The organism is Mesorhizobium sp. 113-3-3 (assembly GCF_016756495.1).
Lineage (GTDB): Bacteria > Pseudomonadota > Alphaproteobacteria > Rhizobiales > Rhizobiaceae > Mesorhizobium.
The window spans coordinates 4266728-4280726 of the sequence record NZ_AP023243.1 but is presented as its reverse complement, the minus strand read 5'-3'; the positions used below and the strand labels follow the sequence as shown (position 1 = coordinate 4280726).

Annotated in this window: 14 protein-coding genes; 9 read left to right on the top strand and 5 right to left on the bottom strand. The window is 60.6% G+C overall.

From position 1 onward, the window contains the following. The first annotated feature begins 1 nt into the window (after position 1). The 3 genes from JG746_RS20850 (at position 2) to JG746_RS20840 (ending at position 1890) form a co-directional block, all read left to right on the top strand. Entirely contained in the window at positions 2-565 is a 564-nt protein-coding gene (locus tag JG746_RS20850) for a GNAT family N-acetyltransferase (RefSeq protein ID WP_202354493.1), read from the top strand. A gap of 116 nt (positions 566-681) precedes the next feature. After that, positions 682-1239 carry an OmpA family protein gene (locus tag JG746_RS20845; RefSeq protein WP_202354492.1) on the top strand — a complete coding sequence of 186 codons (558 nt, stop codon included), beginning with the start codon at positions 682-684 and terminating at the stop codon, positions 1237-1239. 183 nt (positions 1240-1422) lie between these two features. After that, the gene (locus tag JG746_RS20840) at positions 1423-1890 is read left to right on the top strand and encodes a DUF1203 domain-containing protein (RefSeq protein ID WP_202354491.1); all 468 of its coding nucleotides are present in this window, start codon (positions 1423-1425) and stop codon (positions 1888-1890) included. Positions 1891-2120: 230 nt separating this feature from the next. Here JG746_RS20840 and JG746_RS20835 read toward each other — a convergent pair whose 3' ends face one another. Beyond that, positions 2121-3425, bottom strand: coding sequence for an outer membrane protein (locus JG746_RS20835; RefSeq protein WP_202354490.1), 1305 nt, complete (start codon positions 3423-3425; stop codon positions 2121-2123). A 224-nt stretch (positions 3426-3649) separates the two neighbouring features. Beyond that, positions 3650-4765, bottom strand: coding sequence for an alanine dehydrogenase (ald, locus tag JG746_RS20830; RefSeq protein ID WP_010909316.1), 1116 nt, complete (start codon positions 4763-4765; stop codon positions 3650-3652). Positions 4766-4922: 157 nt separating this feature from the next. Between ald and JG746_RS20825 the strand changes: the two genes are divergently transcribed. From JG746_RS20825 to JG746_RS20810, 4 genes are all read left to right on the top strand, one after another. Beyond that, positions 4923-5396 (top strand): Lrp/AsnC family transcriptional regulator, encoded by a 474-nt coding sequence (locus JG746_RS20825; protein ID WP_010909317.1) that lies wholly within the window; start codon positions 4923-4925, stop codon positions 5394-5396. A gap of 94 nt (positions 5397-5490) precedes the next feature. Then, on the top strand, positions 5491-6744 hold the full coding sequence (locus JG746_RS20820; protein WP_202354489.1) for a hypothetical protein: 1254 nt from the start codon (positions 5491-5493) through the stop codon (positions 6742-6744). Positions 6745-6782: 38 nt separating this feature from the next. Next, the gene (locus JG746_RS20815; RefSeq protein ID WP_202354488.1) at positions 6783-7646 is read left to right on the top strand and encodes a hypothetical protein; all 864 of its coding nucleotides are present in this window, start codon (positions 6783-6785) and stop codon (positions 7644-7646) included. After that, on the top strand, positions 7636-8256 hold the full coding sequence (locus JG746_RS20810) for a hypothetical protein (RefSeq protein ID WP_202354487.1): 621 nt from the start codon (positions 7636-7638) through the stop codon (positions 8254-8256). The genes JG746_RS20815 and JG746_RS20810 overlap by 11 nt, the downstream gene beginning before the upstream one ends. On the opposite strand, the gene JG746_RS20805 is transcribed toward JG746_RS20810, so the two are convergent. Continuing rightward, positions 8239-8904 carry a 5-formyltetrahydrofolate cyclo-ligase gene (locus JG746_RS20805; protein ID WP_202354486.1) on the bottom strand — a complete coding sequence of 222 codons (666 nt, stop codon included), beginning with the start codon at positions 8902-8904 and terminating at the stop codon, positions 8239-8241. The two genes, JG746_RS20810 and JG746_RS20805, sit on opposite strands and share 18 nt — an antisense overlap. Before the next feature lie 164 nt (positions 8905-9068). Between JG746_RS20805 and JG746_RS20800 the strand changes: the two genes are divergently transcribed. Further along, the gene (locus tag JG746_RS20800; protein ID WP_202354485.1) at positions 9069-10334 is read left to right on the top strand and encodes an NAD(P)/FAD-dependent oxidoreductase; all 1266 of its coding nucleotides are present in this window, start codon (positions 9069-9071) and stop codon (positions 10332-10334) included. A 149-nt stretch (positions 10335-10483) separates the two neighbouring features. Next, complete coding sequence (locus JG746_RS20795; protein ID WP_202354484.1) at positions 10484-12463, top strand: bifunctional 2',3'-cyclic-nucleotide 2'-phosphodiesterase/3'-nucleotidase; 1980 nt, start codon at positions 10484-10486, stop codon at positions 12461-12463. A gap of 66 nt (positions 12464-12529) precedes the next feature. Here JG746_RS20795 and JG746_RS20790 read toward each other — a convergent pair whose 3' ends face one another. After that, positions 12530-12844, bottom strand: a complete 315-nt coding sequence (locus JG746_RS20790) for a hypothetical protein (protein WP_202354483.1) — start codon at positions 12842-12844, stop codon at positions 12530-12532. Between the two features lie 163 nt (positions 12845-13007). Next, complete coding sequence (locus JG746_RS20785) at positions 13008-13997, bottom strand: glycerophosphodiester phosphodiesterase family protein (RefSeq protein WP_202354482.1); 990 nt, start codon at positions 13995-13997, stop codon at positions 13008-13010. Between the last annotated feature and the right edge of the window lie 2 nt (positions 13998-13999).

Genomic DNA, 13999 nt, shown 5'->3' with positions numbered 1-13999 from the left:
GATGGAAAACGGTGTGCTGCAGGACATTGAAGTCACGGTGACTTTTCTTGAAATGCATGCTCCTCCCGCAGTCTCGCCGCCAGTGCCCTACAACCGCCAGGTCGCGCTGCTGAAGACCAAGGATATTCCCTTGCATTTCTATCGCTATTTGATGGACCGGGTCGGGCGCAAATGGCACTGGGTGAATGTCCTCAGGCTGGACGATGACGAACTTGCGGCTGGCATCCACCGTGAGGACCGCGACATAAGGGTGCTTTACCTCGACGGCGCGCCGGCCGGCTTCTTCGATCTCAAGCCGCATCTGCCTGATGAGGTCGAACTCGCCTATTTCGGCATGATGGAACATGCCACCGGGCAAGGCATTGGCCGCTGGTTCCTGGGTTCGGCGATTTCGGCCGCCTGGTCGCATGGGCCGAAACGGGTGACGGTGCAGACCTGCACGCTTGACCATCCGGCAGCTCTGCCGCTCTACCAGAAACTCGGCTTCAAGCCTGTCGCGCAGAAGAAGGAGGTCGTGCATCCGCTGCCGTTCGCCGAGCGCTCGGCCAGCGTCATGCGGCCCTGATTTCAGCCGGAATCCGAGATCGGCCGGCACCTGAACCGTCCGTTCATCGGCGCTTCAGCCTGCCTTTGGCATGTTGCCCGCATCGTCAATGCGGCTGAGGCCGAAGGAGAAAAGACATGCTGACACGCCGTACCCTTGCCGCCGCGCTGATCGCCGCGATTGCCATGCCGAGCCTTGCCTCCGCCCAGGCGACGACGCCCTCGGCCGCGACGATCGAGCGCAAGCTCGAGGCCGCGCCCCGGGTGAAGCTGCGGCCGAACGAGCGCGTCACCATCCGCGAATTCAAGCGCCGGCCGGATTTACGCCGCATGGCGCGCTCGATCGACATCCAGTCGATCAATTTCGCCTTCGGCTCGGCCGCCATTTCCAGTTCGCAATACGACAAGATCGAAAATATCGCCGACGCGCTGCAGCGCATCCTGCGCCGCGATGCCGGCGCCCGCGTGCTGATCGAAGGACATACCGACGCCGTCGGCTCCTTCCAGTCGAATCAGATCCTGTCCGAACAGCGCGCCGCTTCGTTGAAACGCACGCTGGTGCGCGAATTCGGCGTGCCCGGCTATGCCCTGGATACCGTGGGCTACGGCGAGGAGTTCCTGCTCGTGCCGACGCAGAACGAAAACTGGCAGAACCGCAGGGTGACATTGCGGCGCTTCGACGACTTCATCCGGTGATCCGGGGTTGGTCCGAATCTAGTTAGCCGGCTTACTTTGTCGATTTGGCGCGTTCGCCGGTGCCATGTATCGAGAGGCCGACCACCGACATCGGGTCGGTCTCTCGATCCCTTTGGCAAGAATCGGGTGGGAAGCATTGGTCCGAGCGCGTAATTTCCGGTCAACAAACCGGAGGTTTTCACCATGGCCATTCAGTTCAAGGCGCTACCCACCAACCACGTCAGAACCCTGCAGCGCGGCGGTCCCGATGCTTATGGCCAGACGCCCGAGCGCAGAATTTCAGACGGTGACGGCATGCCTTGCCGGCATTGCCTGAAGAACATCGCCGCCGGCGATGCTTATCTCATCCTTGCCTACCGCCCCTTTCCGGAGCTTCAGCCCTATGCCGAAACCGGGCCGATCTTCCTGCACGCTGAAGAGTGCGAGCCTGCCGCCGAGGCAGAAACGCTTCCCGAGATTCTCGAAAGCCCGGACTATATCGTGCGCGGCTATGGAAGGGATGACCGTATCGTCTATGGCAGCGGTGGGGTCATCCCAACCGGGGCGATCGCTGCGCGGGCCGAGGCCTTGTTCGAACGCGACGACATTGCCTACGTGCATGTCCGGTCGGCGCGCAACAACTGCTATCAGTGCCGTATCGAGCGCGCTTGAGGCGTAACGATTGCCGGCGGAAATTCTGTCGCACTCCCGTCGCATAGATGCGGTAGAAGTCGAGTGTCGATCGATTGGCCGACCGCGGATGAACCGGCGGCAATCTCGATATCGAGGAAGCGGGGCTTTGGCTCCGCTTTTTTGTTGCCTGGAGTTCAGCGCAAACGACGTCTGCACGAAAAAAGCCCGTCGGCGAGGCCGACGGGCTGCAACTTTTGCCTGGAGGGCTTTTAGTTGAACTTGTACTTCGCGCCGAGGCGCACGGTATGGAAAGAAGAAGTGGATGTGATGGTGTCGTCAGGCAGCCCCAGTTCCGACGAGAAATCCTTCTTGGCAAACTGCGAATAGCGATACTCGACGCCGACCGTGACGTTGCTGGATACTGCTGTTTCCAGACCGCCACCAACCGAGAAACCACTGGAGCCCCAGTCGAGGATATCGCCGATCGGGTCGGAAGCATTCAGATCGAAATGCTGCCAGCTGTAACCAGCCAGCGCATAGGCAAGCGTCGATTCGTTCATCTTCATGCCAACGCGGCCAAGCACATCGAAGCCGTAGTCGGTGTCGGCATTGATCGATCCGCCGCCGAGGTCCAGCTTCGAGGTCATGCCGGAGTAGCGGGCGTCGACCATGACGCCTGCGACCCAGTTGCCGAAGTCTTGGTCGTAACCGACGTTCAACTCCCCGAACGCGCCTTCGCCACCGAGGCCATTGAACTTGGCGCCGCCGAGCGGCGGGATTTCGATCTGGTGCACGGAGGCACCCGCGCCAGCCGCGCCGCCGATATAGAAGCCGGTCCAGCTATATGCAGGGGTTTCGAAGGTGGCACCGCCGCCATTCTGAGCGCCAAAACGGTAGTTGGCCGCAATCTGGAACGTATGACGCGACGTATCGAGGTTGAGAAGGCCATCGGGAGCCCCGATAAGGCCGGCCTCCGAGAGGAGATCCCCCTTGGTGCCGAAGCGCGTATAACGGTACTCGGTCTTGATCGTCCAGTTACTGTTGATGGCCGTTTCAATGCCGCCGCCGACGAAGTAGCCGCTCTGGTCCCAATCAAAGCCGAAGCCAGCATTGGTATCGAGCTTATACTTCTGCCAGGTATAGCCGCCGAGCACGTAGCCCAGCGTATTCGGTGTAAACAGATAGCCGACGCGCAGGCCGGCGTCGAAACCGTATGTCTCCTGGATCGAGGCGTTGAAACCGGCGGCATCGATCGTGGTTTCGATATTGCCAACGTGCACATCGACGAGCCCACCGAGCAGGAAGCGAGGCGACACCATATAGTCGTAACCAGCGGTCAGTTCACCGTAGACACCCTCACCGCCAATGCCGTTCAGCGAAATCGGAATAAAGTCGCTGCCTAGCTTATGAACGTTGGCGCCAGCGCCAACTCCGAAGCCGACATACAGCCCACTCCAGTTAAAACCGGATGCTTCGACTGGCTGCACCACATCAGCCGCATGCGCGACCGACATCAAAGCCATCGCAGAAACGGCACCCAAAAGGAAAGATTTCGCAGAAACGCGAAGAAACATAGCCCAAACCCCTAATCAATAAGCCCATCGTGTCTCTAGCAGGGAGTCGGTCGGATTAGGAATGACAAATATGCAACAGTTTTGGGCGAACCGGCCTCTGCATGTGACACCGATCCGCCCAATAAGCAGGCTATCGCCCTGGATCAGCCAGTAAAAAGCCCGCCGGAGTGGACCGGCGGGCAACAACAGCACCTTGACTTTTTCTGGGTCTATTTCTGGGTGTATCAGGCGGCCAGAACAGCTTTCGGCTCGACCAGTTCGTAGCCCAGCGCTTCGGCCACCGCCCGGTTGGTGATCTTGCCCTTGTGGACATTGAGGCCGTTGCGCAAATGATGGTCATCGACCAGCGCCTTCAGGCCCTTGTCGGCGAGCTGCAGACCATAGTGCAGCGTCGCGTTGTTGAGGGCATGGGCCGAGGTGACCGGCACCGCGCCGGGCATGTTGGCGACGCAATAGTGGATGACGCCGTCGACCTCGTAGGTCGGCTCGGCATGGGTCGTCGCATGCGAAGTCTCAAAGCAGCCGCCCTGGTCGATGGCGACGTCGACCAGCACCGAGCCCTTCTTCATGCCCGACAGCATTTCGCGGGTGACGAGCTTGGGCGCGGCAGCACCGGGGATCAGCACGGCGCCGACGACGATGTCGGCCGAGAAGCATTCTTCCTCGAGCGCTTCGACGGTCGAGTAGCGGGTGTGCACACGGCCGGCGAAAAGGTCGTCGAGCTGGCGCAGGCGCGGGATCGAGCGGTCGATGATGGTGACGTCGGCGCCGAGGCCGGCGGCCATGCGGGCCGCGTGCAGGCCGACGACGCCGCCGCCGAGCACGGTGACCTTGCCGGGCAGCACGCCGGGCACGCCGCCGAGCAGCACGCCGCGGCCGCCATTGGCCTTCTGGAGCGCCGTGGCGCCGGCCTGGATCGACAGGCGGCCGGCGACTTCCGACATCGGTGCCAGCAGCGGCAGGCCGCCACGGTCGTCGGTTACGGTCTCGTAGGCGATCGCGGTCACGCCCGAAGCGAGCAGGCCCTTGGTCTGCTCCGGATCCGGAGCCAGATGGAGGTAGGTGTACAGGATCTGGCCGTCGCGCAGCTGAACCCACTCATTGGGCTGCGGCTCCTTGACCTTGACGATCATGTCCGACTTGGCGAACACGTCGGCGGCGGTCTTGGCGATGGTGGCGCCGGCGGCGCGATAGGCGTTGTCATCGGCGCCAATGCCGGCGCCGGCACCGGCCTCGACCAGCACTTCATGCCCGTGCGCCACATATTCGCGGACCGAGCCCGGCGTGAGGCCGACGCGGTATTCGTGATTCTTGATTTCCTTGGGGCAGCCGACGCGCATTTTCTTCTCCTGATCCGGGCCCTCTTGGGCTCACTCCCTGTATTGGCGGAGTGAACCATGAATCGGCTCGCAAGTGTTTGCGAATGCGCTTGCGCGGGCAGGCGGCTTTCGATAATCCTTGCGCAAAATAGCATGATATTCGCAGGATTCACGAAAAATGCCGCTCGACAGGATCGATATCGCCATTCTCGAGACTTTGCAGAAGGATGGCAGGATACCCAATGCGGCGCTTGCCGAGAAGGTTGGCCTGTCGCAATCGGCCTGTTCGCGCCGGCTCGACAATCTGGAGAAATCCGGAACCATCCGCGGCTACCACGCCCGGCTGTCCAATGCAGCGCTCGGTCATCAGATGACGGCGATCGTGCATATATCGCTGTCGGGCCAGTTCGAGAAGACGCTGTCGGATTTCGAAGCGGCGATCAAACGTTGCCCCAATGTCTTGTCCTGCCACCTGATGTCGGGCGAATACGATTATATCCTGCGCATCGCCGCGAAAGACCTGGTCGACTATGAGCGCATCCACAAGGAATGGCTGTCGGCCATGCCGCATGTGACCAAGATCAACTCATCCTTTGCCTTGCGCGAAATCGTCGACCGCACCGCGATGGGCATGAAGCCTGAGATGGCTTGACCTGACGCAGAGGATTGTTGATTATCAAGTGTATTGGCATTGCCAACAGAAGAAAAAAGTGCAGAATGCCAAGTAAATAGGCTGGGGGCCTTTCTTGGTAGAGAAAGACGCGTCCAAAAAATGGATTGCGATACTGGTGCTCGGCACCTGGGCACCTGACTCTGCCTGGACGCTGGACGGCTCGCTGCTCAGGATGACTCTTGAGACCAAACTGGAAGGCAACGTAGAGTTCTCCGTCTTCAAGTGGCCGGGCAACAATCTGTTCATGCTCCGCCGCAAGCAGTCTGCCAAGCTGTTTCGTCTCGTTCGAAAAAAACTATCCGAAAATCCGGCGGCCCGAGTTGCACTGTTTTGCCATAGCCACGGCGGCAATATCGCCCTTGAGGCTGTCAATCGGCCGGAGGTTGATACCGACAGGGTGAGTCTTGTCACGTTCAACACGCCGTGTCTGTATTTTCTGAGGAGGGATCCCGGAAGTTTCGTTGGTGGTCTGATCCTTCATCTTTTCCTGCTGCTCGCACTGATTTCAATGCTGACTTTATATGTCTTTTTCTCTGCGTTTGGCTTCGCCGATATGCGGCAAAACATCACCGGAATCTATATATTCGCGATCGGAGTGACTTTTTCTATACTTGGTATTATTGTACTAAACTATCGTAACGCTCTCATTCTCGTGGCGGCAGATTGGCTGCTGCGATGGAACAAGTTTGTCAGCGTCGGAGTTATACGTAAAGCTCGAATGCTTTCTGTAAACACGGCGGGAGACGAGGTTTTTAACTTCTTCAAGTTGCTTGAATCGATTGCAGCTCTTCCGTTCATGCTTATGAACAAAAAAGTAGTCTTTCTTGCCAATTTTCTGGCTTTCTGCGTAGTGCTGGACTTCCTTGCCAACGGGTGTAGCGGAGGTGGACTGCTTGGCAACTGGTTGAAGTCATTATCGCAATTTGTCTGCGCACCGCCGCTAGACCCGGGGGCCATCAGCGCTCCGCCGCCAGAACTGGCGCTGGTCGACGCGGTGACGCAAGAACCGCATTTGCGGTATACGCTTGGCGTCTTCGTCCTACTCGTCAGCTTCGCCCTGACCTACCTGATGGTTTTGGTAGTCGCGTCGTTGTTGTCGAATGCCGTATTTTGCGCATGGCTCGGCCTCAACCCGATCACCAGTCCCTTTACGTTTTTCTTTCATAGGATCGGTGTCAGCGTCATTCCGCTGACCGCAGCGAGGCTCGAGTTTTACGACGCGGCAGTTGGTGGTGCGCTACTCAACCATTCTGTCGCGTATGGCGACCCACATGTCCTCGTTTATGTGATGCGATGGCTGGCTGAAGACGAAACACGTTTCGATTGATCTGCCGGTAGGTCGGCGCTTGTGAACGGGAGGTAAGAATGTCGCGTTTACGCAGAACCACCACTAGCATTCTGGCGACAGGCATGTTGCTAACGAGTCTGGCGTCAGCCAGTGCCAACGTCTGTAACCAAATCCTGGCTTCGCTGCCGACAGTCAGACACGGCTCGATCGCTTATCAGTACGACAGTGGGAACTGGCAGCTTCTTGTTCGCAGCCATCCTGCAGACACAGCAGGCACCACGAAATTCTACTACATTCTCAAGGACCAGGCCCGTAAAAGGGGCATGTTGGTGGTTAAATCGGCTCGCCAGACGGAGTCTGGCGAGGCGGCTGACAATACCATCTCGCTGCTCAGGCTGCCGTCCGCTGAGCCGCACAGCGAAAGCTGTTACGGCGGTAACGCGGATAATCCGGTGCGCAAGGGGTCGCGTGAAGAGACAGTCAAGCTCGACGGTTATGAGCGGTATCACCGTTATGGTGACAATGGCGTTTCGGGTGTCGCCAAGATACGCGACTTCCACGTCCTCTATGAATCCGATGCGCCGAAGTACCGCAGTCTTGCGGAGGGCAGCCGCTGTATCCGCACTGATAACAACAATGGCAGTGCGGTCAACGGCGTATCAAATCGCAGCCGGTTTTCCCTCGATCGCGGCGTCGTGGACCGGGGAGCCAGCGCTGCGAGAGCGGTCCTCGCAACACTTTTTCGTCCGGCACTGGGTTACGAAGGTGATTTGAAGGATATGAAGATAAGGATGCTGCCCTTTTCAGTCTCCGCAGCCGGCATTGCCTGCGTGCCGTTCTCGGTAACCGGCATAGGAAATCACTCGATCCTTCGCGTCCAGGATATCGACGACATCGATGGCGGGGTTCGCCGGCCGGAATGGCGGATCAATGAGGACTAAGCACATCGCCGGTCTGGCGCCGGGGCCGGCGTTGTGTTCTCCCTCGATGGGAACGTATGTTCTTTCAACGAATCTGATTGGTTGTGCTTCAGGCGTGCCTGAAATCGGACAGAAGCAAAGTCGACAAGACCGACCATGGTCCACCGGTTATGGGGTTGGCCTGCTGTTGCTATGCGCCTTGCTGTTTGTGGTGGCAAAGGCCGCAACCCAGATTGGTGCAATTGCGATAACCGACATTGAATACTGGCTGATTGGAATCGTTCCGATTGCGCTGGTTGCTGCGCTTCAATCCGAGCGCATGGCCCTGACCGCCAGTGGCCACCCAATCCTGCAACCGTCTGCGTTAAAGTTTGCGATTGTTGCTTGGGCGCTGGCACTGTTTTTTTTTGCAGCACTGCACCTGTTTTCCGTCGGCAATGAACTGGAACGCCCGCTTTTCGAACTCTTCGGCTATCGGCAATTCTGGCCCGGCGTCCTGCGCAGTGTCGCCTATATCGGCGTTGCTTCGCTCATAGCCGTCATTCCGTTCAGATATGAACTCTCCTTTTGGCAATTCATGCTGGTGGTCACGGTTCTATCCTGCGGCTTCTCCTCACTTTTTTGGCTGTAGTGTCTCGGTCACGATCCGATCCATCGCAATGTCGTGCGGCTGCGGGTAGATGGTGGCGATGCGCTGCAGTTCGTAGCCGACGCCGATGACCAGCGGCTTGAACGGCATGGCAGCCAGCGTGCGGTCGAAGAAGCCGCCGCCATAGCCCAGGCGATAATTCGCCGGATCAATGCCGACGATCGGCGCGATGACGATGTCCGGCAGCACCGGATCGCCCTCGGCCGGGATCGGGATGTTCCAGACGCCTTTTTCCAACCGGTCGCCCTGCTTGTAGGCGCGGAAGATCAGCGGCTGCCCTTTCTCGACGACGATAGGCAATGCCGTGAGTCCGCCGCGCTCGTTGACGGACGCCATCCATGGCCGCAGATCCGGCTCGCCGCGGAACGGCCAGTAAAGGCTGACCATGCGGCCGCGGATCTCGCCGATGATCGCGTCGAGCCCTTCGGCGATGCGCTGGGACATGGCCGTTCGCGCATCGGCCGAAACCGCGAGCCGCGCGGCAATCAGCCGTTCACGCTCGGCTTTGCGCCAGCGCCGCACATCGGTCCAGTCGGACAACGGCGCGCGGAATTCTGGATCGAGTTCGTGCATGAAGCAGGGCGGCGAGGCATATTGTGCCGGACCCTGGTCGTCATGATCGTTGGCCATGCGTCACCCCATAGCGTGTTCGGTGACGCTATACCTCGCGACACGACACAACTTGTGCATTCGCGACATGGGACGGCGAGTCCCGGGTACCGTCCTTCTGTTGTTGCATTGCACAAAAATACCTACATCCTGGGTAGGCAATCTCGCCGTCAGGGGTGAATGAAATGAGCCAGGCCAGCCATCATGTCGTCGTTGTCGGCGCGGGGTTCGGCGGCCTCGAACTCACCCACGCGCTGGCTGGACAGCCGGTGCGCATCACCATGATCGACAAGCGCAACCATCATCTTTTCCAGCCGCTGCTCTACCAGGTGGCGACGACCGCGCTGGCGACCTCCGAGGTTGCCTGGCCGATCCGCCATCTCCTGCGCAAGCGTAAGGATGTGACGACGCTGCTGGCCAACGTCGCCGGCGTCGACCGCGCCGGCAAACGCGTGCTGCTCGATGACGGTAGCGCGGTCTCCTACGACACGCTGGTGCTCGCCACCGGCGCCCGCCACGCCTATTTCGGCCACGACGAATGGGAGCCTTTCGCGCCGGGCCTGAAGACGCTGGAGGACGCCACCACCATTCGCCGCCGCATTCTCCTTGCCTTCGAACAGGCCGAGCGGGAAACCGATCCCGCCAGGCGCCAGGCGCTGCTGACCATTGCGATCGTCGGCGGCGGACCAACCGGCGTGGAGCTGGCCGGCACCATCGTCGAGCTGGCGCGCGAGACGCTGCGCGGCGAGTTCCGCAACATCGATACGCGGCAAACACGCGTGGTGCTGATCGAGGCTGGCGACCGCATCCTGGCCAATTTCGCGCCAAAACTGTCTGACTACGCCAGCAAGGCGCTTGAGCGGCTCGGCGTGACGGTCGAGCTCGGCCGCGCTGTCACGCGCTGCGACGCCGAAGGTGTTGCCTTTGGCGACAAGCAATTGGCGGCGAAGACAATTTTGTGGGCAGCCGGCGTTGCCGCTTCGCCCGCCGCCGAATGGCTGGGAGCGAAGGCGGACCGCGCGGGCAGGGTGCTCGTCGAGCCTGACCTCAGCGTACCCGGCAGCCCCGAGATTTTCGTCATCGGCGACGCAGCCCTTGTGCTGCGGCCCGACGGACGGCCGGTCCCCGGCGTGGCGCCGTCAGCCAAGCAGGAGGGCCGCCACGTCGCAGCGACCATCAAGGCCAGGCTCGGCGGCGACAACACCGCTCGGCCATTTCACTACAAACATGCCGGAGATCTGGCGACGATCGGCAAACGCGCCGCGGCGATCGACTTCGGCTGGATCAAGCTCACGGGCTGGCTCGCCTGGTGGCTGTGGGGCATTGCGCACATCTATTTCCTGATCGGTTTCCGCAACCGGCTTGCGGTTTCCCTGAGCTGGCTATGGATCTACGTCACCGGCCAGCGCAGCGCCCGGCTGATCACCCAGGGCGACGACGACAAGACCTGACTTTCTTCACTGTCCCATTCATCCGCGCGTCATCTCCAACTGATGGAGTGATGTGCGGATGCGCGCGACTTGTTGAGTGGACTTGAGCCGGTTTCGGCGCGAAGTTCGCTTCGGGGCAGGGCGTGTCAGCTTGTCAATGAGGAGAAAACATGTCGCAACTGCTCCATCCCGTCTCCCGCCGCGGTTTCCTCGCCGGCGCCGCAGCCACAGGGGCGCTGATCGTGCTTCATCCCTTCTCCGCCCGGGCGCAGGCCAACCAGGCGCATCTTCGAATCATGGAAACCACCGACATCCATGTGAATGTGCTGCCTTATGATTACTACGCCGACAAAGCCAACGACACGATGGGCCTGTCGCGCACGGCCTCCCTGATCGACGCGGTGCGCAAGGAAGCCGTCAATTCGATGCTGATCGACAATGGCGATCTGCTTCAGGGCAACCCGATGGGCGACTATATCGCCTACGAAAAGGGCCTGAAGGATGGCGATCTGCATCCGATCATGAAAGGCATGAACCTTTTGGGCTATGAGTGCTCGACGCTCGGCAACCACGAGTTCAATTACGGCCTGTCGTTCCTGGACAAGGTGCTGGCGGGCGCCAATTTCCCCTTCGTCTGCGCCAATCTGATCCGCGGCACCGCGCTTGCCGCCAACCCGCGTGACGACAAGCTCTATCTCAAGCCCTATGTGATCCTCGACAGGAAGATCAAGGACGGTTCGGGCGCCGAACAGCCGATCAGGATCGGCATCATTGGCTTCGTGCCGCCGCAGATCATGGTTTGGGACCTCAAGAGTCTCGAAGGCAACGTCAAGACGCGCGACATCGTCGAGGCGTCCAAGGCCTGGGTGCCGCAGATGAAGGAGGAGGGCGCCGACATCGTCATCGCGCTCTCGCATTCCGGCATCGATGTGAAGCAAGGCGACATGATGGAGAACGCCTCGTTCTTCGTCGCCGGTGTCGAAGGCATCGATGCCGTGTTCACCGGCCACCAGCATCTGGTGTTCCCCGGCAAGAAGGATTTTCAGTCGCTCGAGGGCGTCGACACGCAAAAGGGCACGCTTCAGGGCAAGCCAGCCGTGATGGGCGGTTTCTGGGGCTCGCATATGGGTCTGATCGACCTCATGCTGGAGCGTGACGGGTCGAAATGGAAGGTCGTGTCCGCGACCTCCGAGGCGCGGCCGATCTTCGAGCGCGTCGACAACAAGAACAAGCCGACGGTTTCCGACGACAAACGCATCATCGCCGCGCTCGAGCAGGACCACCAGGCGACCCTGGCCTATGTGCGCCGTCCGGTCGGCAAGACCTCCGCGCCGCTCTATTCCTATTTCGCGCTGGTCGCCGATGATCCGTCAGTCCAAGTCGTCAGCCAGGCGCAGACCTGGTACCTGAAGGATATTCTCAAGAGCACGCAGTGGAAGGATGTGCCGCTGCTGTCGGCGGCCGCTCCCTTCAAGGCCGGCGGGCGCAACGGCGCCGACTACTACACCGACGTACCGGCCGGCGACATCGCCATCAAGAACGTCGCCGACCTCTATCTCTATCCCAACACCGTGCGTGCCGTCGAAATCACCGGAGCGCAGGTGAAGGAATGGCTGGAAATGTCGGCCGGCCTCTTCAGCCGGATCGAGGCGGGAAAGGCCGACCAGCCGCTCATCAACACCGATTTCCCGTCCTACAATTTCGACGTGATTGATGGCGTCTCTTACAAGATCGACCTGTCGCAGCCGCCGAAATACGATGCCAAGGGTGGTGTTGCGAACGCTGGTTCGAGCCGCATCGTCGACTTGATGTTCGACGGGAAACCAATTGATCCCAATCAGAAATTTGTCGTCGCGACCAACAACTACCGGGCCGGCGGCGGCGGCAATTTCCCTGACATCAATGCCTCGAAGATCATCTATGAGGCGCCGGACACCAACCGCGACGTGATCGTTCGCTACATTGTCAGCCAAGGCACGATCAACCCGTCGGCCGACGACAACTGGTCGTTCGCGCCGCTGCCTGGAACCAGTGTCGTGTTCGAGACAGGCGTCAAGGCAAAGGACTTCATCGCCGATGTGAAGTCGCTGAAGATCGAACCGGTGGGCGAGGGCGAAGCGGGATTCGCGAAGTATCGCATCCTTCTCTGATCCGGCCGTTCGGCGGCTCACGGAAACGCCGAACGGCTCCATCTCTTCGGTGCGTATCGCACGGCTTCAATTGGTTGCCGGCACCGGCGTCTGCGGCAAGGCCGTCGCTGGGGCTTGCGGGCTGATTGGCTGGGTCGGCTCAAGCGATGTGCCAGTCGGGTCGCTGGGCACGGTCAAGGGCGACATCCCGGACGGAGCGTGCACCTCGTGGATGGTCGAGGTTGGCGTGTTGTCGATGAGATCGCTCGCACCAGGCGTCATGGCTGGGCTGATGCTGCGGCCCAGCGGATCATTCATGACCGTTGGTGGAACTATGCGCCGTGCCTCGGCAGCGGATATGGCGGCAATCAGGATGGCTATGGCGGCAACGGTTCGCTTCATGGAAGCCTCCTATAGGTAGAGGCGCTCGGCGTTGGTTCGGCGCGGGGCGTCGGATGGCTGAGAGAGAACGGCCAGGGCGCGATCGCGGTTTCATCACGTTCGCATCAAGACGTCGCGATCGAAAAGCCGGCGCCGGTCGGCGATTTTGCGCCGCCGGCCCGGTTCACAACTGGGACGCAAAACGCTTCTTGATCACCGGCATGACAACGTCCAGCGCATCCGTGGAAATGCCGCCGGAATAGCCGTCCGGCAATTGGTTGATGAGTTGGGGGGCGTCCAGCCCTTGCGAAAAGCCGCCGCCCGCATAGGGGCCGAGCAGGTAGACGTGTGTGTCGACACCTTGCATGCGATCGAGAAAACGGCCGGGCCAACCCCACATCCATGTCGCGACGTCAATGGGAATGAGCAACGTGCTTCCACGGCAGGCGTCCGGAACATAACCGCTCCAGCCCAGCGCCGCGTATCGCACGATGCATTGCGTCAGCGAGGCGCGGCTCAGCGTATGCATGTCAGGCAACGCCGCCTTGACCGCGGCAATCGGCTCGTCGCCGCCATAGACCGAGAGATAGCCGCGCTCGGCGGGAGTCAGCCTTGCGAGCCAGGCAGCCAGCGCTTCGCCTTCATGGGGATCGTTGCTTTTGACGTTGATGTTGAAGCTGCGGGCCGGGAAGTGCGACAGCACTTCGTCCAGGGACGGCATCATGCCGATCCCCTTGCCGCGAAACGGGAAGGTTTTGCCGCCGTCGGCCGTGTAGCCATAGCCGATATCGAGGGTTTTCAACTCGGCCATCGAATGGCTGCGTGTCTCGCCCTTGCCTTCGGTCCGGCAATCCAGCGTCCAGTCGTGGAAGACCGCGAACTTGCCGTCTGTCGTCGGGTGGACATCGAGTTCGAGCGCGTCCGCGCCAAGCGCGAAGGCGGCTTCCATCGAGGCGATCGTGTTCTCGAGATAGGCATGGCGCGGCGGCAGCATGCGACTGGCCGTGCATGTGTTGGAACCAACATTCCTGCGGTCGAAATCCTGGGCAAGGCCGCGATGGGCAAGGACCACCGGAACGCCGGCAGGACGGCTCGACAGCAACGGGCTGTTGTTGAGCCAGATACCGGCGGCAGCGACCGTGATGCACGCGGAGAGAAGTGTCCGTTTGCGCATGG